The 18,229-nt window shown below is 57.8% G+C and carries 17 protein-coding genes; 7 read left to right on the top strand and 10 right to left on the bottom strand.

The window, feature by feature from the left end; genetic code table 11:
• Positions 1-184 precede the first annotated feature (184 nt).
• Together LRM19_RS10335 and LRM19_RS10330 are read left to right on the top strand one after the other, a co-directional pair.
• Positions 185-508, top strand: coding sequence for an RcnB family protein (locus LRM19_RS10335; protein ID WP_048992494.1), 324 nt, complete (start codon positions 185-187; stop codon positions 506-508).
• Complete coding sequence (locus LRM19_RS10330) at positions 459-938, top strand: GNAT family N-acetyltransferase (RefSeq protein WP_271368656.1); 480 nt, start codon at positions 459-461, stop codon at positions 936-938. The genes LRM19_RS10335 and LRM19_RS10330 overlap by 50 nt, the downstream gene beginning before the upstream one ends.
• A gap of 92 nt (positions 939-1,030) precedes the next feature.
• On the opposite strand, the gene apbC is transcribed toward LRM19_RS10330, so the two are convergent.
• Positions 1,031-2,140 (bottom strand): iron-sulfur cluster carrier protein ApbC, encoded by a 1,110-nt coding sequence (gene apbC, locus LRM19_RS10325; RefSeq protein ID WP_127731658.1) that lies wholly within the window; start codon positions 2,138-2,140, stop codon positions 1,031-1,033.
• Between the two features lie 137 nt (positions 2,141-2,277).
• Here apbC and metG point away from each other — a divergent pair, with 137 nt between their 5' ends.
• The gene (metG, locus tag LRM19_RS10320; RefSeq protein ID WP_047652495.1) at positions 2,278-4,311 is read left to right on the top strand and encodes a methionine--tRNA ligase; all 2,034 of its coding nucleotides are present in this window, start codon (positions 2,278-2,280) and stop codon (positions 4,309-4,311) included.
• Between the two features lie 31 nt (positions 4,312-4,342).
• Here the strand turns inward: metG and LRM19_RS10315 are convergent, their stop codons facing one another.
• From LRM19_RS10315 to LRM19_RS10305, 3 genes are read right to left on the bottom strand one after another with little or no spacing between them, the layout of a single operon-like run.
• Positions 4,343-4,813, bottom strand: a complete 471-nt coding sequence (locus tag LRM19_RS10315; protein ID WP_271368655.1) for a DUF1456 family protein — start codon at positions 4,811-4,813, stop codon at positions 4,343-4,345.
• Between the two features lie 46 nt (positions 4,814-4,859).
• Positions 4,860-5,579, bottom strand: a complete 720-nt coding sequence (btsR, locus tag LRM19_RS10310) for a two-component system response regulator BtsR (RefSeq protein ID WP_024908144.1) — start codon at positions 5,577-5,579, stop codon at positions 4,860-4,862.
• Positions 5,573-7,258: a sensor histidine kinase gene (locus LRM19_RS10305; RefSeq protein WP_032642882.1), complete on the bottom strand. Its 1,686-nt coding sequence runs from the start codon at positions 7,256-7,258 to the stop codon at positions 5,573-5,575. The genes btsR and LRM19_RS10305 overlap by 7 nt, the downstream gene beginning before the upstream one ends.
• A 217-nt stretch (positions 7,259-7,475) precedes the next feature.
• Between LRM19_RS10305 and mlrA the strand changes: the two genes are divergently transcribed.
• Together mlrA and LRM19_RS10295 are read left to right on the top strand one after the other, a co-directional pair.
• Positions 7,476-8,216, top strand: a complete 741-nt coding sequence (gene mlrA / locus LRM19_RS10300) for an HTH-type transcriptional regulator MlrA (RefSeq protein WP_111965985.1) — start codon at positions 7,476-7,478, stop codon at positions 8,214-8,216.
• Positions 8,217-8,285: 69 nt separating this feature from the next.
• Positions 8,286-8,399 (top strand): protein YohO, encoded by a 114-nt coding sequence (locus tag LRM19_RS10295; RefSeq protein ID WP_008500895.1) that lies wholly within the window; start codon positions 8,286-8,288, stop codon positions 8,397-8,399.
• On the opposite strand, the gene LRM19_RS10290 is transcribed toward LRM19_RS10295, so the two are convergent.
• The 5 genes from LRM19_RS10290 to bglX form a co-directional block, all read right to left on the bottom strand.
• Positions 8,374-9,111, bottom strand: coding sequence for an ABC transporter permease (locus tag LRM19_RS10290; RefSeq protein ID WP_111965984.1), 738 nt, complete (start codon positions 9,109-9,111; stop codon positions 8,374-8,376). The genes LRM19_RS10295 and LRM19_RS10290 overlap by 26 nt on opposite strands.
• Positions 9,095-10,045 carry an ABC transporter ATP-binding protein gene (locus tag LRM19_RS10285; protein ID WP_136195421.1) on the bottom strand — a complete coding sequence of 317 codons (951 nt, stop codon included), beginning with the start codon at positions 10,043-10,045 and terminating at the stop codon, positions 9,095-9,097. The genes LRM19_RS10290 and LRM19_RS10285 overlap by 17 nt, the downstream gene beginning before the upstream one ends.
• Complete coding sequence (locus LRM19_RS10280) at positions 10,038-11,195, bottom strand: ABC transporter permease (protein ID WP_271368654.1); 1,158 nt, start codon at positions 11,193-11,195, stop codon at positions 10,038-10,040. The genes LRM19_RS10285 and LRM19_RS10280 overlap by 8 nt, the downstream gene beginning before the upstream one ends.
• 12 nt (positions 11,196-11,207) lie before the next feature.
• Positions 11,208-12,125 carry a glycine betaine ABC transporter substrate-binding protein OsmF gene (gene osmF / locus LRM19_RS10275; protein WP_115875831.1) on the bottom strand — a complete coding sequence of 306 codons (918 nt, stop codon included), beginning with the start codon at positions 12,123-12,125 and terminating at the stop codon, positions 11,208-11,210.
• Positions 12,126-12,272: 147 nt separating this feature from the next.
• Entirely contained in the window at positions 12,273-14,570 is a 2,298-nt protein-coding gene (gene bglX, locus LRM19_RS10270) for a beta-glucosidase BglX (protein ID WP_248174698.1), read from the bottom strand.
• Positions 14,571-14,759: 189 nt separating this feature from the next.
• Here bglX and dld point away from each other — a divergent pair, with 189 nt between their 5' ends.
• The gene (gene dld, locus LRM19_RS10265) at positions 14,760-16,508 is read left to right on the top strand and encodes a D-lactate dehydrogenase (protein WP_133294803.1); all 1,749 of its coding nucleotides are present in this window, start codon (positions 14,760-14,762) and stop codon (positions 16,506-16,508) included.
• A 112-nt stretch (positions 16,509-16,620) separates the two neighbouring features.
• Positions 16,621-17,175, top strand: a complete 555-nt coding sequence (locus tag LRM19_RS10260) for a GNAT family N-acetyltransferase (RefSeq protein WP_115875833.1) — start codon at positions 16,621-16,623, stop codon at positions 17,173-17,175.
• A 94-nt stretch (positions 17,176-17,269) separates the two neighbouring features.
• Here LRM19_RS10260 and pbpG read toward each other — a convergent pair whose 3' ends face one another.
• On the bottom strand, positions 17,270-18,193 hold the full coding sequence (gene pbpG, locus LRM19_RS10255; RefSeq protein WP_111965977.1) for a D-alanyl-D-alanine endopeptidase: 924 nt from the start codon (positions 18,191-18,193) through the stop codon (positions 17,270-17,272).
• Between the last annotated feature and the right edge of the window lie 36 nt (positions 18,194-18,229).

Here is an 18,229-nt window from a genome sequence, read left to right as displayed (position 1 = left end):
GCGTCTGTTTGCTGGTGAAGATCATTTCATCGATGAGGCTTACCAAACGGAAAACGGTTATCAGGTAGGTTCATTTTTGTTACATTTTTTTTCGAACAAGCCATAGTCTGATATTTAAAATAGGCAGGTTGCCGTATTGTTGACAGGCAAAATCAAACTTAAAAACCGTTCAACTGGAGAAAAAATGGCTAAGTGTAAATGGCTGCTTCTGGGTGTCGTGATGTCTCTGGCAAGCGCGGCGAATGCAGCACCACAAGCGGCATCCGGCATCAAGGCCTATGAAGAACAAGAGTTCATCGCTGACTTCACGAAATTCAAAATTGGCGACACGGCGCCGGCGCAGTATCAAACGCCGGAGTACACCATCAAACAGTACCAGCTGCGTAACCTGCCGGCTCCGGATGCCGGAACCCACTGGACCTACATGGGCGAGAACTATGTGCTGATCGGCGATGCGGATGGCAAAATCTACAAAGCCTACAATGGAGATATTTTCTATCACCGCTAATACCATCCTGATTCGCCCCTGGCAGGAAAGCGATCGCCCTTTCCTGCGCACGCTTTTCCTCCACGCCCGGCGTGAAGCCTGGCCATGGCTGGACGGTTCAGACTGGCAGCTTGAAGACTTTGACGCGGTAACGCGTGACGAAGTGATTTGGGTTGCCACGCAGAACGGCCATCGCCTGGGTTTTGCTTCCGTCTGGACGAACGATAATTTCCTGCACAACCTGTTTGTAGATCCGCAGTATCAGAGCATCGGCGTCGGGCATGAGTTGCTTGAACACGTGCAGAAAACGTTTACCAGTACGGGTTCGCTTAAGTGTCTGGTGAAGAATGCGCGGGCTATTGCGTTTTACCAGCGGCACGGCTGGCACATTGAGGCGACGGGTGATTCTCCGGACGGAGAGTACTATCTGATGCATTATCGGCTAGAGTAAGTCAGGTGGCGCTTCGCTTACCTGACCTACAAAACCGTATTTCGTAGGCCGGGTAAGACGAAGCCGCCACCCGGCAATCCAGCGCTGGGGAATTACACCGCGCGGAACGCGATTTCGCCCGGGATCACTTCGCCCTGCCAGTAGAGCTGCGCCGCAACGCGTCCCGCCAGCTGGCGATACATATCTGCAAATTCGCTGTCCGGACGGCTGACGACCGTCGGTTTTCCGCTGTCCAAATCTTCACGCAGGGTAATGTGCAGCGGCATCTGCCCAAGCAGTTGGGTGTGATACTTCGCGGCCAGTTTTTCTGCGCCACCGGTACCGAAGATAGGTTCGTGGTGACCGCAGTTGCTGCAGATGTGCATGCTCATGTTCTCAACGATACCGAGCACCGGCACTTCCACCTTCTCGAACATTACGATGCCTTTTTTGGCGTCGATCAGCGCGATATCCTGCGGCGTCGTCACCACAACGGCCCCCGTGACCGGAATGTTTTGCGCCAGCGTCAGCTGAATGTCACCGGTGCCCGGCGGCATATCCAGTACCAGATAATCCAGATCCGGCCACATCGTTTCCTGCAGCATCTGCAGCAGCGCTTTGCTGGCCATCGGGCCGCGCCAGACCATGGCGTTATCGTCAGTCACCAGATAACCGATGGAGTTGGTCGCCAGACCGTGAGCCATGATTGGCGCCATGTGGGTGCCGTCCGGCGAGGTTGGACGCTGGTTTTCCGCACCCAGCATGTTCGGAATAGACGGACCGTAGATATCCGCATCCAGAATGCCGACCTTTGCCCCTTCCGCCGCCAGCGCGAGCGCCAGGTTAACGGCGGTAGAGGATTTCCCTACCCCACCCTTACCCGAGCTGACGGCAATGATATTTTTCACGCCGTTCACGCCAGGCTGGTTTTTCACGCGCTTCAGCGTGGCGATGCTGTGGCTCAGCTTCCAGTCAATCGCCTTCGCGCCGGTAATGCGCAGCAGCTCAGAGCTGGTCTGCTCTTTCAGTGCGTCAAAGGCGCTGGTCCAGACGAACGGCATCTGCAGTTCAATGTGCAGGGTATCGTCCAGCCAGGCAACGTGGTGTAACGCTTTCAGCGTAGTGAGATTGTGCTTCAGGGTTGGATGCTGAAAGTTAGCCAGCGTCCCGGCGACCATTGCTCGTAAGGCTTCCGGTGATTTGGCCTGGGATTGAGAACTCATCCCGACTCCTTTGTTCTTGTGAATAAGACCTTAGATGAACAAGTTTACCTGAAAGGCCGTGGTTTGTGCTTACTTAATAATGCCCCTTTTGGTAATATCGAAAACCCTTTTCACAGTTAAAAGAAGTAATGCCTACTATGACTCAAGTCGCGAAGAAAATTCTGGTAACGTGCGCACTGCCGTACGCCAACGGCTCAATCCACCTCGGCCACATGCTGGAGCATATCCAGGCTGATGTCTGGGTCCGTTACCAGCGAATGCGCGGCCACGAGGTTAATTTCATCTGTGCGGACGATGCCCACGGCACGCCGATCATGCTGAAAGCGCAGCAGCTGGGGATCTCCCCGGAGCAGATGATTGCCGAAATGAGTCAGGAGCATCAGACTGATTTTGCTGGCTTTGACATCAGCTATGACAACTATCACTCCACGCACAGCGACGAAAACCGCGAGCTGTCGGAGCTGATCTACACCCGTCTGAAAGAGAATGGTTTTATCAAAAACCGCACCATCTCTCAGCTGTACGATCCGGAAAAAGGCATGTTCCTGCCGGACCGTTTCGTCAAAGGCACCTGTCCGAAATGTAAATCCCCGGACCAGTACGGCGATAACTGCGAAGTGTGCGGCGCAACCTACAGCCCGACCGAGCTTATCGAGCCGAAATCCGTGGTTTCAGGCGCCACGCCTGTCATGCGTGACTCCGAGCATTTCTTCTTCGACCTGCCGTCCTTCAGCGAAATGCTGCAGGCGTGGACCCGCAGCGGCGCGCTGCAGGAGCAGGTGGCGAACAAAATGCAGGAGTGGTTCGAATCCGGCCTGCAGCAGTGGGATATCTCCCGCGATGCGCCGTACTTCGGCTTTGAAATCCCGAACGCGCCGGGCAAATACTTCTACGTCTGGCTGGACGCGCCAATCGGCTACATGGGCTCCTTCAAGAACCTGTGTGACAAGCGTGGCGACACCGTGAGCTTCGACGAATACTGGAAGAAAGATTCCACGGCAGAGCTGTACCACTTCATCGGTAAAGACATCGTTTACTTCCACAGCCTGTTCTGGCCGGCCATGCTGGAAGGCAGCAACTTCCGCAAGCCAACCAACCTGTTCGTACACGGCTACGTGACGGTGAACGGCGCGAAGATGTCCAAGTCCCGCGGTACGTTCATCAAAGCCAGCACCTGGCTGAACCACTTCGATGCGGACAGCCTGCGCTACTACTACACCGCGAAGCTCTCTTCCCGCATCGACGATATCGACCTGAACCTGGAAGATTTCGTGCAGCGCGTGAACGCGGACATCGTCAACAAGGTGGTGAACCTGGCCTCCCGTAACGCGGGCTTTATCGCCAAACGCTTTGACGGCGTGATGGCGGCTGAACTGGCTGACCCTGCCCTGTACAAAACCTTTACCGACGCGGCAGCTACCATTGGCGACGCGTGGGAAACTCGTGAGTTCGGTAAAGCCGTGCGCGAAATCATGGCGCTGGCCGACCTGGCAAACCGCTATGTGGACGAGCAGGCACCGTGGGTTGTCGCTAAACAGGAAGGTCGCGATGCCGATCTGCAGGCGATCTGCTCTATGGGCATCAACCTGTTCCGCGTGCTGATGACGTACCTGAAGCCGGTTCTGCCACAGCTGGCGGCCCGTGCCGAAGCATTCCTGAACACCGAACTGACCTGGGATGCCATCCAGCAGCCGCTGCTCGGCCACAAGGTGAACACCTTTAAAGCGCTGTACAACCGCATCGAGATGAAGCAGGTTGAAGCCCTGGTGGAAGCGTCTAAAGAAGAGGTTAAAGCGGCTGCGGCACCGGTTACCGGCCCGCTGGCAGACGATCCGATTCAGGAAACCATTACCTTCGACGATTTCGCTAAAGTCGACCTGCGCGTGGCGCTGATTGAGAACGCGGAGTTCGTGGAAGGCTCTGACAAGCTGCTGCGCCTGACGCTGGATCTGGGCGGCGAGAAGCGTAACGTCTTCTCCGGCATCCGTTCTGCGTATCCGGACCCGCAAGTGCTGATTGGCCGTCAAACCGTGATGGTGGCGAACCTGGCGCCGCGCAAAATGCGCTTCGGCATCTCTGAAGGGATGGTGATGGCCGCAGGCCCTGGCGGGAAAGATATCTTCCTGTTAAGCCCTGACGAAGGCGCGAAGCCGGGTCAGCAGGTGAAATAACAAAAAAGCCGGAGATTATCTCCGGCTTTTTTTATGGTTTAGGGTGATGCACCCGATGGGTCAGCCCGCGCAGGAAATTACGCAGGAACTGGTCGCCGCACTCGCGGTAGTTTTTATGATCCGGCGCGCGCATCATGGCGGTGACTTCCGGCACGGATACGCGGAATTTTTGCTCGGTCATGATCGCCACGATATCGTCCGTTTTCAGCGAGAACGCGATACGCAGCTTTTTCAGCACCGTGTTATTGTTCACGCGACGCTCCAGCGCCAGCTCTGGCGCGGCAGGATCTTTGCCACGCTTATCGTAAATCAGGCCGTTCAGGAAACCCGACAGAATGATATCAGGGCAGCGGACAAAGCCCTCTTCGTCTTCTTTGGTCATCCACGTGTCAAAACCCGCAGACGTGGATTCCATATCGGACAGCGCAAGAATGCGCACCATGTCGTTATTGTTCGCTTTCAGGGTGTAGCGCAGGCTACGGAGAATATCGTTACTTAGCATAGAGCCTTCGAATGTCGATGATGCAATGGCGCGCAGTGTACCAGCTTTACAGCCCAATCGCCTCTTTCAAACTCTTCAGGTAGCGGCGGCTGACGGGTACCGTTTGCCCGGCACGCAGCACCAGCTCGGCCTGGCCGTTATCTTCCAGGCGGATCTCCTTCAGGTGCGCCATGTTCACCAGATACTGGCGGTGGCAGCGGATCAGCGGCGTGCGGCTCTCGAGCGTGCGCAGGGTCAGCTCGGTAAATCCTTCGTTCCCTTCCGCGCTGGTGACAAACACCCCGCTCAGGCGGCTGCTGACGAACGCCACATCATCCATCTGCAGAAGATAGATCCGGCTGTGCCCGGTGCAGGGGATAAACTTCAGCGGCTGCTGGTTCTCCGGCAGCAGCGTGACGTCCTGTACGGTTCTTTCCTGGCGTAAACGGGTGAGCGTTTTTTCAAGGCGCTTCTCTTCGATCGGCTTGAGCAGATAGTCAAACGCGTGCTCCTCAAAGGCCTTAACGGCATATTCGTCGAACGCCGTCAGAAACACGATGTAGGGACGATGTTCCGGGTCGAGCATGCCGACCATCTCCAGACCGCTGATGCGGGGCATCTGAATATCAAGGAACAGCACGTCCGGGCGCAGCTTGTGCACCGCGCCGATGGCCTCAATGGCGTTGGCGCACTCACCCACAATTTCAATATCCGGCTGCTCCTGCAGCAGAACGCGCAGGTTTTCCCGTGCCAGCGGCTCATCATCCACAATCAGCACTCTTAACATGCGTTTTCCTCCAGCGGCAGTCGTACGGTAATACGGGTAAATCGGTCGGGCTCGCAGGCGACGGTTATGCCACAGTCATCGCCAAAATGGGCACGCAGGCGTTTATCCACCAGGCTCATCCCTAAACCGCCGGAGGCGGAAGGCTGGTAAAGCCCGGCATTATCTTCAATATCCAGCACCAGATGGTGGTTAAAACGGCTGGCGGCAATGGTTATCTCCCCTGTACCCAGAAGCTGTGACGTGCCGTGCTTAATGGCGTTTTCGACAATAGGCTGCAGGGTAAAAGCCGGGAGGTGCTGATACGCCAGCTCGTCCGGCACGGAGAGCGTCACCTGCAGGCGCGACTGGAAACGCGCCTGCTCAATCTGCAGATAGGCGTTCACGTGCTCAATCTCGTCGGCGAGGGTCACGATCTCAGACGGCCGCTTCAGGTTCTTGCGGAAAAAGGTCGACAGAAACTGCACCAGCTGCGCGGCCTGATCGCTGTCGCGGCGGATCACCGCTTTAAGCGTATTGAGGGCGTTGAACAGGAAATGCGGATTGACCTGGGCATGCAGCAGTTTGATCTCAGACTGCGTCAGCAGGGCTTTCTGCCGCTCATACTGTCCGGCGAGGATTTGTGCGGACAGCAGCTGGGCTATCCCCTCCCCCAGCGTGCGGTTGATCGAGCTGAAAAGACGGTTTTTCGCCTCATACAGCTTGATGGTCCCCATCACCCGCTGATTCTCGCCGCGCAGCGGAATCACCAGCGTGGAGCCCAGCTTGCACTGCGGATGCAGCGAACAGCGGTAAGGCACTTCGTTGCCGTCGGCATACACCACCTCGCCGGTTTCAATGGCGCGCAGCGTGTAGGCTGAAGAGATCGGTTTGCCCGGCAGATGGTGATCGTCCCCGGTGCCGGTAAAGGCCAGCAGCCGCTCGCGGTCGGTGATGGCCACCGCGCCGATATCCAGCTCCTTGTAGAGCACCTGCGCCACTTTCATGCTGTTCTCTTCGTTAAACCCCTGGCGCAAGATCCCTTCGGTCGAGGCGGCGACCTTCAGCGCCGTGGCGGAAAACGCCGAGGTGTACTTCTCAAACATAGCGCGCTTGTCGAGCAGAATGCGCATAAACAGCGCCGCCCCCACGGTGTTAGTCACCATCATCGGGGCGGCAATGCTGCTTACCAGGTGCAGCGCATCTTCAAACGGACGGGCAATGAGCAGAATGATCGCCATCTGCGCCATTTCGGCCACAAAGGTAATGGCTCCGGCGGTGAGCGGGCTGAAGACTTTATCCGGACGGCCGCGCTTAATCATATAGCTGTGCACCAGGCCGCCGAGCAGCCCTTCCACGATCGTGGAGATCATGCAGCTCAGCGCCGTCATCCCTCCCATGGAATAGCGATGCAGTCCTCCGGTTAAACCGACAAGGCCACCGACGACGGGACCGCCCAGCAGCCCGCCCATCACCGCGCCAATCGCGCGCGTATTGGCAATAGAATCTTCGATATGAAGACCAAACCAGGTCCCCATAATGCAGAATATGGAAAATACGACGTAACAGAGGAACTTGTGCGGCAGACGAACGGTGACCTGCATCAGCGGGATAAACAGGCGCGTTTTGCTCATCAGCCAGGCAATGACAAGAAACACGCACATCTGCTGAAGCAACAGCAGCACCAGATTAAACTCGTACATACTCAAAACCGCACACGCTAAAAACGCGTAACATACACTGATGCGGGGTTACTTTCTTTGAAGCATTCCAAAAAAGCACAAAATCGTGTCCGTTATCACACCTTTTTCTGAATATCGTGCATGCTTCGCATTGTTTGTTCAAAAATCAATCAACCCTTCCTGGTTCGCAAAAGTGGGTCTACAGTTAAGCTGGGAACGCGTAAGCCAGGGGGCGAATATGGCGTTTTACACGATAGGTGAAGTGGCACTCCTTTGTGATATCAATCCCGTTACCCTAAGGGCGTGGCAGCGACGGTATGGATTGCTCAAACCGCAAAGGACAGACGGCGGGCATCGACTTTTTAATGATGCCGATATAGACCGGATCCGCGAGATTAAGAGCTGGATCGACAACGGGGTGCAGGTCGGCAAAGTGAAGTCCCTGCTGAGCCATGACGACCCGGACACGCAGCACCTCTGGCGCGAACAACAGGAAACCCTGCTGCGGCTCCTGCAGGCAGGCAATCTTCAGCGCCTGCGCGCATGGATAAAAGAGCAGGGCCGCGACTATCCGGCACAGACGCTGATCTCCCATCTTTTCATTCCGCTCCGTCGACGCCTGCAGTGCCAGCAGTCCACCCTGCAGGCGCTGCTCAGCATGCTCGACGGGGTGCTGATCAACTATATTGCCGTCTGCCTTGCCTCAGCGAAGAACAAAGCCGGAAAAGATGCGCTGGTAGTCGGCTGGAACGTGCACGATACCACCCGCCTGTGGCTGGAAGCGTGGATTGCTACCCAGAAGGGCTGGCGCGTGGATGTTCTGGCGCACTCGCTGGCTCAGCTTAAGCCTGAGTTTTTCGACGGCCAGACCCTGCTGGTCTGGTGTGGCGAAGTGCCGTCCGCCACGCAGCAGCAGCTTCTGATGGAATGGCGAGAAAATGGTTACCCGGTTTATTCCCTTGGGCCGGATGAGCCATAACGGCATTTAATGGTTCATTAACAGCTGCGCTTCACCGTATAATTGTTCCGTTAACAACAGGAGCACATGATGAAGGCAACCAAACTGGCCATTATTACCCTTTTTGTCCTGATGGCCGTGAGCGGTATCGGCGGCGTGATGCTGGCAGGGTACTCGTTTATTGTTCGCGGCGGTGTCGGCTGAGGTACAGCGTCAGCCGCTCAAAAAGGCGATCGACGACGATGGCCGCCAGCGCGACCAGCACCGCCCCCTGCACAATATAAGCCGTATTAAACCCGCTCAGGCCGATAATGATCGGCGTTCCCAGCGTATTGGCACCGACCGTCGACGCAATGGTCGCCGTCCCGATGTTAATGATGACCGACGTGCGGATCCCGGCAATAATAACCGGCGCCGCAAGCGGCAGTTCAACCTTGCGCAGCCGCTGGCCGCGACTCATCCCCATCCCTTCTGCCACGCTCAGCACTGACGCCGGTACCGCCGCGAGGCCCGCCAGCGTGCCCTGCAGCACCGGCAATACGCCGTATAGAATCAGCGCAATGATCGCCGGCTGCTGACCAAAGCCCATCACCGGAACCGCTATCGCCAGCACCGCCACCGGGGGAAACGTCTGACCAATGGCCGCAATCGTCTCCACCAGCGGGCGAAACTCCCGGCCCGCAGGCCGCGTGACCGCGATGCCCGCCCCCACGCCCAGCACAACCGCGATGGCACTGGAGAGCGCCACCAGCCAGAGATGCGCCAGGGCGAGATTAATAAAGCTCTCCTGCTGATACACCGGCCGAGGCAGCCCGGGAAAAAGGCTGTTAAACAGCGCCGCGCTGTGGGGCATCAGAAACAGCAAGGCGACAAAGAGCGCTACCAGCCAGAGGAGCGGATCACGCAGAGCCTTCACGCGTCACCTCCCCGGCCAGCAGATCGCGAAAATGTAAGGTTCCGCACGGCGCCCCCCGGTCATCCGAGACGGGCAATACCTCGCACTGTCGCGCGACAAACGCGGAGAGGGCATCCCGCAGGCTCATCTGCGCCTGCAGCGGTTCGCCGCTCACCGGCACCTCTTCCCGGCGCATATAGTCGCTGACCGTCCGCAGGGAGAGAAGCCTGACGCCCAGCTCGCTGCGGCCAAAAAACTCGCGCACAAAGTCGTTCTTCGGCCAGGTTAACAGCTCAAGCGGCGAGCCCTGCTGCACCACTTCGCCATGATCCATCAGCACCAGATGGTCGGCCAGGCGCAGGGCTTCATCAATATCGTGCGTCACGAGAACGATCGTGCGTCCGAGAATGCGGTGGATGCGGGTCATCTCCGCCTGCAGCGCCCCGCGCGTGACCGGGTCCAGCGCGCCGAAGGGTTCATCCATTAGCAGTACCTGCGGGTTGGCCGCCAGCGCGCGCGCCACGCCCACGCGCTGCTGCTGCCCGCCGGAAAGCTGGTGCGGATAGCGATCGCGCAGCGCGGGCTCTAAACCCAGCAGGGACATTAGTTCATCCACCCGGTCAGCGATTTTCGCCCGCGACCACTTCTCCAGCTGCAGCACGGTGGCGATGTTCTGCGCCACCGTCCAGTGGGGAAACAGGCCGATAGACTGAATGGCATAGCCCATCCGACGGCGCAGCTCCAGCACCGGCAGGCTGCGGATCTCTTCTCCGGCAAAGCGAATCAGCCCGCTGTCATGCTCAACCAGACGGTTGATCATCTTCAGCGTGGTGGATTTTCCCGAGCCCGAGGTGCCAATTAGCACGGAGAAAGCCCCCTCGGCAAAGTTCAGGTTCAGATGGCTCGCCGCCGGGCGACCGGCAAAGGTTTTACTGACATCATGAAATTCAATCATTGGCTCTTCTCCCGAGCAGCGCGAGCCATAAGGCAAACAGCGCGTCGACGACAACCGCCAGCGCGATCGTGGGCACCACGCCCAATAGCACCAGATCCAGAGCACTGCTCAGCAGCCCCTGGAACACCAGCGCGCCAAAGCCACCCGCGCCAATCAGCGCCGCAATCACCGCCATGCCGACGGTTTGAACCGCCACCACACGCAGGCTGCGCAGCAGCAGGGGCAGCGCCAGCGGGAGCTGAATCTTCCAGAAACACTGCCGGGCGCTCATTCCCATCGCATGGGCGCTTTCCAGCACGTCAGGTGCGACCTGACCTAAGCCCGCGACCACGCCGCGCACCAGCGGCAGCAGCGCATACAGCACCAGCGCGATTAGGGCGGGCGTTAACCCCGTTCCGGCAATACCGAGCGTTCCCAGCACAGGAAATGACTTCACCAACCCGGCCAGCGGCGCAATCAGCAGGCCAAACAGCGCAACGGATGGAATGGTCTGGATAACATTGAGCACTGTAAAAACCCCGCCCTGGCGTGAAGGATGGCGATAGCACCACATGCCAAGGGGGATCCCAACCAGAAGCGCCGGAACGAGCGTACCGAGGAGGATCGTCAGGTGCTGCGCGAGGGCATCATCAAACACCTCCTGACGGTTGGCGTACTCTTTTAGCAGCGAGAGGTTGTTCAGCTCACCGCTGAACAGCAGGAACAATGGAATACACCATATCTGCGCATTGAGCATCCAGCGCCAGACCGCGCTGGCGATGAGTCGACGAATGGCATCGCTGCAGGCCAGCAGACATAGCGCCAGCCACAGCCACAGGCCGCTGCCGATAGTGGTTCTCGCCAGCGGACTTTCCGCCGATGCCATATGCGTCGCCGCCAGTCCGGCGCTCCAGAACAGGAGGATAAACAGCCCTTCAGAGAGGAGCAGCGTCAGCCACTGCGCCGGGCGTCCCTGCCAGAGCGACAGGATCACCCACGCGCTCAGCGACGCCACAAGCCACGCCGGCGTAAACGACCAGACCTGCCAGAGCGCTTTGCCCTCCCCCGACATCAGGCGGTTTGGGGCAACGTTGACAAACGGTAACGCGACCGCCGCGATGGCCACGCAGGCCAGCAGCAGCAGGACGCGGTTATGACATTTTATTGGCACAGCCCTTTCCCGTTACTTCACAAGCCCTTGTTGTTTCAGGAAGTCGGCGGCCACTTTTTTGGCATCCAGCCCCTCGACGGCAATGCTGGCATTCAGCTGCTGCAGCGTTTTTTCATCAAGCTTTTCGAAAACCGGTTTGAGCCATTCGGCAATCTCCGGATAGGCTTTCAGTACCGCCTCACGCACGACCGGGGTCGGAGCGTAAATCGGCTGTACGCCTTTAGGATCGGTCAGGGTTTGCAGGCCGAGCGCCGCCACCGGGCCGTCGGTGCCGTAGGCCATTGCCGCGTTAACGCCGGAGGTTTGCTGCGCCGCCGCTTTGATGGTTACCGCCGTGTCCCCGCCCGCCAGCGAGAGCAGCTGAGCCTGGTCGAGCTTGAAGTCGTAGGCTTTTTCGAACGCAGGAAGCGCGTCGGGACGCTCGATAAACTCCGCGGACGCAGCCAGCTTAAAGTCGCCCTTCTCTTTCAGGTAGCGGCTGAGATCCGCCAGAGAAGTCAGCTTCCCTTTCTCCGCCACGTCCTTGCGCACGGCGATAGTCCAGGTGTTGTTGGCCGGTGCCGGGGTCAGCCAGACCAGCTTGTTCTGTTCCGCGTCGAGTTTTTTGACTTTCTCATACCCGGCCTTGGCGTTTTTCCAGGCAGGATCGTTTTCATCTTTGAAGAAGAATGCGCCGTTGCCGGTGTATTCCGGGTAGATATCCAGCTCGCCGGAGGTAATCGCGCCGCGCACGACGGGCGTGGTGCCGAGCTGGACTTTATTGACCGTTTTCACGCCGTGACTTTCCAGCACCTGCAAAATAATATTGCCGAGCAGCGCGCCTTCGGTATCGATCTTTGAGCCCACTTTTACCGGCTCCGCCGCCTGTAACGGCAGGCTCAGCGCCGCCAGTAACACCGCAGATCCCAACATCCCCTTTGCAATCGTCATTCCGCTATCCTCATTTTTTTGCTGCCTTTTTCAGAGGCTTGAGAGAAAAGCGTAGCTTAAAACGGCGGAATTAACCGTCAAAATGCCTTTTTAGCATAAGGTAAGACGCCTCCCCCGCAGGACGGGGGGAGGCAAAGGAGGGAAAGGTTACAGCAGCTCGAACTCGCCTTTATTCACGCGGGCGGAGTCCACGCCGATAAAGACGTTAAATTTGCCTGGTTCCGCATCATATTTCATCTGCTGGTTCCAGAACTTCAGCGCATCCACGTCGATCGGGAAGCTGATGGTTTTGGTTTCCCCTGGCTTGAGGTTGACCTTCTCGAAGCCGCGCAGCTGCTTCACCGGACGGCTCATCGACGCGGTAACATCCTGAACGTACATCTGAATCACCGTAGCCCCTTCGCGCTTGCCGGTGTTGGTTACCTCGACGCTGGCGGTAACGTTGCCGTCACGCTTCAGGGTCGGCGCCGACATTTTCACGTCAGAGACCTTAAAGGTGGTGTAGCTCAGGCCGTAACCAAACGGATACAGCGGGCCGTTAGCTTCGTCGAAGTAACGAGACGTGTACTTGTTCGGCTTGTCGGCATTGTACGGACGACCGGTGTTCAGGTGGCTGTAGTAAACCGGGATCTGCCCGACGGAGCGCGGGAAGGACATCGGCAGCTTGCCCGACGGGTTGTAATCACCAAACAGCACGTCGGCGATGGCGTTACCGCCTTCGGTACCGGCGAACCACGTTTCCAGAATGGCGTCAGCCTGCTGGTCTTCTTTCACCAGCGCCAGCGGGCGACCGTTCATCAGCACCAGCACCAGCGGCTTGCCGGTCGCTTTCAGAGCAGCGATCAGATCGCGCTGGCTCTGTGGAATCGTGATATCGGTACGGCTGGAGGCTTCGTGCGCCATACCCTGCGCTTCCCCCACGACCGCGACCACGACGTCAGACTGCTTCGCGGCGTTCACCGCCTCGTCAATCATCTCCTTCGGCGTGCGCGGATCGACCTTCACCGCTTCCTCGTACTGGTTGAGGAAGGTCACGATGTCTTTATCGTTGGTGACGTTCGCCCCTTTGGCATAGACCACTTTGGCATTTTCACCGACGGCACTCTTGATACCGGTCAGCACGGTCACGGACTGGTCAGCCACGCCCGCGGCAGACCAGCTACCCATCACGTCGCGCTTGCTGTCGGCCAGCGGGCCCACCACGGCAATGGTGCCGGATTTTTTCAGCGGCAGCGTGTCGAGGCGGTTCTTCAGCAGCACCAGGCTTTCGCGCGCGACGTCACGCGCCTCTTTGCGGTGCAGGCGGCTTTCAGCGTTGGTATCTGCCGGGTCAGAGTCTTTCGGGCCCAGGTGGCTGTACGGATCGTTAAACAGCCCCATGTCGTATTTCACGTTCAGCACGTGGCGCGCTGCATCGTCCAGCTCCGCCATCGTTACCTTGCCGCTCTTCACCAGCCCCGGCAGGTATTTGCTGTAGTACTCGTCGCTCATGCTCATGTTGATGCCGGACTTGAGCGCGACGCGCACCGCGTCTTCCGGATCGGAGGCGGTGCCGTGTTTGATCAGCTCTTTAATCGCGCCGTGGTCGGATACGGTGATGCCCTTAAAGCCCCACTGGTCGCGCAGCACGTCTTTCAGCAGCCAGGAATCGGACGTCGCAGGCGTGCCGTTCAGCGAGTTCAACGCTACCATCACCGCGCCGCTGCCCGCATCCAGCCCTGCCTTGTACGGCGGCATGTAGTCGTTGAACAGGCGCTGCGGGCTCATGTCGACGGTGTTGTACTCTTTCCCACCTTCAACCGCGCCATAGGCCGCAAAGTGTTTGACGCTGGTCATCACCGAGTAGCGGTCCGCCGGGCTTTTACCCTGCATCGCTTCCACCATGGTTTTACCCATCGTGGAGGTTAAGTACGTATCTTCACCAAAGCCTTCCGAGCCGCGGCCCCAGCGCGGATCGCGCGAAACGTCCACCATGGGCGCCCAGGTCATGTTCAGGCCGTCGTCCGCCGCTTCATAAGCCGACACGCGCCCGACGGTTTTCACCGCGTCGAGGTTAAAGGAAGACGCTAAGCCGAGGCTAATCGGGAAGACGGTACGCTGGCCGTGCACCACGTCATAGGCGAAGAACAGCGGAATCTTCAGGCGGCTGAGATCCATCACCTGATCCTGCATCTTGCGGATATCCTGGCGGGTGACGGTATTAAAGATGGCCCCTACCTGCCCGTCTTTGATCATCTCGCGGATGGCCTCTTTCGGGTTATCCGGGCCGACGCTGATCAGACGCAGCTGGCCGATTTTCTCATCGACCGTCATTTTCTTGAGCAATTCCGTGACAAACGCATCCCGCGCTTCAGGCGTGAGCGGGTGATTGCCAAACAAATCCTCTGCCAGCGCAGGTTGCAGCGCCAGGCTGACGGCGACACCTACAGAACATAGCCATTTCATGTCGTTTTACTCTCTCATCAATAACCGCCGGACGATCTCGGCCATACCGTGCGAAAAGCGCAGTGTGCCACAAACCCTCTGAACGTTGCAGGGTTATTCTCTGATTTTTCTCGTGAATACTCGACCGCTTAACAGTTAATCGCGCTATGCTTTACAGCGAGAAATTTGCCCCACCACAAGGAGTGGAAGATGTCTTCTGTTCGAACTGACGATAACAAAGCATTTATTAACGAACTGTCGCGCCTGGTTGGCTCCTCTCACCTGCTTACCGACCCGGCTAAAACCGCCCGCTACCGCAAGGGCTTCCGCTCCGGTCAGGGCGAGGCGCTGGCGGTGGTTTTCCCCGGCACGCTGCTGGAACTGTGGCGCGTGCTGAGCGCCTGCGTCGCGGCCGACAAGATTATTTTAATGCAGGCGGCCAACACCGGCCTGACCGAAGGCTCCACGCCGAACGGCAACGATTACGATCGTGACATCGTGATTATCAGTACCCTGCGTCTCGACAAGCTGCACCTGCTGGACAAGGGCGAGCAGGTGCTCGCGTTCCCCGGCACCACGCTTTACTCCCTCGAAAAAGCGCTTAAGCCGCTGGGCCGCGAACCGCACTCGGTGATTGGCTCCTCCTGCATTGGCGCCTCGGTGGTCGGCGGGATCTGCAATAACTCCGGCGGCTCGCTGGTGCAGCGCGGCCCGGCGTATACCGAGATGTCGCTGTTTGCCCGTATTGACGAAAACGGCAAGCTGACGCTGGTGAACCATCTGGGAATCGATCTCGGCGTGACGCCAGAACAGATCCTCAGCAAGCTTGACGACGATCGCGTGAAGGACGAAGACGTGCAGCACGACGGCCGTCATGCGCACGATCACGACTACGTGACCCGCGTCCGGGATATCGACGCCGATACGCCGGCGCGCTACAACGCCGACCCGGACCGCCTGTTTGAATCCTCCGGCTGCGCCGGGAAGCTTGCCGTTTTTGCTGTGCGTCTGGATACCTTCCCGGCAGAGAAAAAGCAGCAGGTATTTTACATCGGTACCAATCAGCCTGAGGTTCTGACGGAAATCCGCCGTCATATTCTGGGCGAATTCAGCAATCTTCCGGTGGCGGGCGAGTACATGCACCGGGACATTTACGACATCGCCGAACGTTACGGCAAAGATACCTTCCTGATGATCGACAAGCTCGGCACCGACAAAATGCCGTTCTTCTTCACCATGAAGGGCCGCACCGATGCGATGCTGGAGAAAGTGTCGCTGTTTAAACCCCACTTCACCGACCGCTTTATGCAGAAGCTGGGCAACGTTTTCCCGGCGCATTTACCGGAGAGAATGAAAACCTGGCGCGACAAGTACGAACATCACCTGCTGCTGAAAATGGCCGGGGACGGGATTGCCGAAGCGCAGTCCTGGCTGACCGAATACTTCAAAACCGCCGAAGGGGATTTCTTTGCCTGTACGCCTGAAGAGGGCAGCAAAGCCTTCCTGCACCGTTTTGCCGCCGCAGGCGCAGCCATCCGTTACCAGGCGGTGCATTCCGAAGAAGTGGAAGATATTCTGGCGCTGGATATCGCACTGCGACGTAACGACACCGACTGGTTCGAGCATCTCCCGCCGGAAATCGACAGCAAGCTGGTGCACAAGCTCTATTACGGCCACTTTATGTGTTATGTCTTCCATCAGGATTACATTGTCAAAAAAGGGGTCGACGCACACGAACTGAAGGAGCAGATGCTCGCCCTTCTGCGTGAACGCGGCGCACAATATCCTGCGGAACATAACGTCGGACATCTTTATGAAGCCCCTGACGCACTTAAGCAGTTTTATCGCGAGAATGACCCTACAAACAGCATGAATCCCGGCATTGGTAAAACAACGCGGAAGAAATACTGGAAAGAGAGCGCAGACGCGGAGCAGCGCATAACGCAAACGTCTGATTAATTCCTACAGCCAAATTTGAGAGATTGTTAAGCGCTCCTTAATCGTAATAGAGTAACTGCTTATCGCCGGAGAAACGTTTCTCCGGCTTTCTATAACGAGGAGCAGGCACATCATGTCGGCTGTTGATGTTTTATCCGAGACCGAACTGGAAGTGCGCGACGCCCTTCCCGATGATGTGCATGCTATTGCCGCCATCTATGCCTGGCATGTGCTTCACGGGCGCGCGTCGTTTGAAGAAGTCCCCCCCACCATCGACGAAATGCGACATCGTATGAAAAGCGTGGCTGAGCACGGTTTACCGTGGCTTATCGCGCTGTATCGCGGCATCGTGGTGGGCTACTGCTACGCCACGCCTTACCGTCCACGGCACGCCTACCGCTATACCCTGGAAGAGTCGATTTACGTTGATGCCAGCATCACCGGGCGCGGTTTTGGCTCGGCACTGATGGATGCGTTGATTGAACGCTGCGAGCAAGGGCCGTGGCGGCAGATGATTGCCGTGGTGGGAGATGGCAATAATAATGCCGGCTCGTTGCGGCTGCATAAAAAGCACGGCTTCGAGATTGTCGGTCAGCTGCGCAGCGTGGGGTATAAGAAAGGCGACTGGCGGGATACGGTGATTATGCAGCGCCCGCTCAACGATGGTGACTGGACGCTGCCGGAATAAACGCAAAACGGTAACCTGGGTTACCGTTTTTAGTGTTTTCTCCCTCTCCGACAGGGAGAGGGTCGGAGTGAGGGCATCTGCGGGCAGAGGGAAATTAATCGTTCTGCGCCGTCGCCATCTGCTCGGCTTTCTGCTTTTTATACGTCAATGCCGCGGCCGGTACAGGCTGCACTTTTCCGGTTTCAATCCAGGTGCGCAGGCGGCTCGCGTCCGCGAAGTGGGTATATTTGCCGAAGGCATCCATCACCACCAGCGCCACTGGCTTACCGTTAAACACGGTGCGCATCACCAGACAGTGTCCTGCCGCGTTGGTAAAGCCGGTTTTCGTTAGCTGAATATTCCAGTTATCGCGGTAAACCAGATGGTTAGTGTTGCGGAACGGCAGCGTATAGGCCGGGTTCGCAAAGGTCGCCATCTCTTCACGGGTGGTACTGAGCTGACCAATCAGCGGATACTGTTTGCTGGCAATCAGCAGTTTCGTCAGATCGCGCGCCGTGGAGACGTTGTTGATCGACAGCCCCGTCGGTTCAACGTAGTGCGTATTGTTCATCCCCAGCGCTTTGGCTTTTGCGTTCATCGCGCGGATAAAGGCGTCGTAGCCGCCCGGATAGTGGTGCGCCAGGCTCGCCGCCGCGCGGTTTTCAGACGACATTAGCGCCAGCAGCAGCATATTTTTACGGCTGATTTCACTGTTCAGCCGCACGCGGGAGTAGATCCCTTTCATCTCCGGCGTGTGGCTGATATCTACTTTTAGCTTTTCGTCCAGCGGCAGATGTGCATCAAGCACCACCATCGCGGTCATTAATTTGGTAATCGAGGCGATCGGGCGCACCAGGTCCGGATGGCTGGCGTAAATCACCTTATTGGTGTTGAGATCGACAATCATCGCGCTGCCGGACGCAATTTGCGGTTGAGCAGCGGCGGCGCTCACCGCGGGCGTTTTGGCGACGGCCGGCACGGCAGCGGACGCGCCCAGCAGCAGCGCCAGGCTAAGTAAAGAGACTCGGAATTTCTGCATGGTGAGACTTCTGATAATTATTCACGCACGTCATGA

The organism is Enterobacter sp. PI-10 (assembly GCF_027947695.1).
GTDB classification, from domain to species: Bacteria; Pseudomonadota; Gammaproteobacteria; order Enterobacterales; family Enterobacteriaceae; genus Enterobacter; species Enterobacter vonholyi.
This window is presented reverse-complemented; position numbering and strand designations above follow the sequence as displayed.

Coding starts and splice junctions, on each gene's coding strand:
- apbC (WP_127731658.1), bottom strand. CDS start 2,140: ATGAGTTCTCAATCCCAGGCCAAATCACCGGAAGCCTTACGAGCAATG.
- LRM19_RS10305 (WP_032642882.1), bottom strand. CDS start 7,258: ATGTACGAGTTTAATCTGGTGCTGCTGTTGCTTCAGCAGATGTGCGTG.
- pbpG (WP_111965977.1), bottom strand. CDS start 18,193: ATGCAGAAATTCCGAGTCTCTTTACTTAGCCTGGCGCTGCTGCTGGGC.
- mlrA (WP_111965985.1), top strand. CDS start 7,476: ATGGCGTTTTACACGATAGGTGAAGTGGCACTCCTTTGTGATATCAAT.
- metG (WP_047652495.1), top strand. CDS start 2,278: ATGACTCAAGTCGCGAAGAAAATTCTGGTAACGTGCGCACTGCCGTAC.
- btsR (WP_024908144.1), bottom strand. CDS start 5,579: ATGTTAAGAGTGCTGATTGTGGATGATGAGCCGCTGGCACGGGAAAAC.
- LRM19_RS10260 (WP_115875833.1), top strand. CDS start 16,621: ATGTCGGCTGTTGATGTTTTATCCGAGACCGAACTGGAAGTGCGCGAC.
- osmF (WP_115875831.1), bottom strand. CDS start 12,125: ATGACGATTGCAAAGGGGATGTTGGGATCTGCGGTGTTACTGGCGGCG.
- dld (WP_133294803.1), top strand. CDS start 14,760: ATGTCTTCTGTTCGAACTGACGATAACAAAGCATTTATTAACGAACTG.
- bglX (WP_248174698.1), bottom strand. CDS start 14,570: ATGAAATGGCTATGTTCTGTAGGTGTCGCCGTCAGCCTGGCGCTGCAA.
- LRM19_RS10315 (WP_271368655.1), bottom strand. CDS start 4,813: ATGCTAAGTAACGATATTCTCCGTAGCCTGCGCTACACCCTGAAAGCG.
- LRM19_RS10295 (WP_008500895.1), top strand. CDS start 8,286: ATGAAGGCAACCAAACTGGCCATTATTACCCTTTTTGTCCTGATGGCC.
- LRM19_RS10335 (WP_048992494.1), top strand. CDS start 185: ATGGCTAAGTGTAAATGGCTGCTTCTGGGTGTCGTGATGTCTCTGGCA.
- LRM19_RS10285 (WP_136195421.1), bottom strand. CDS start 10,045: ATGATTGAATTTCATGATGTCAGTAAAACCTTTGCCGGTCGCCCGGCG.
- LRM19_RS10330 (WP_271368656.1), top strand. CDS start 459: ATGGCAAAATCTACAAAGCCTACAATGGAGATATTTTCTATCACCGCT.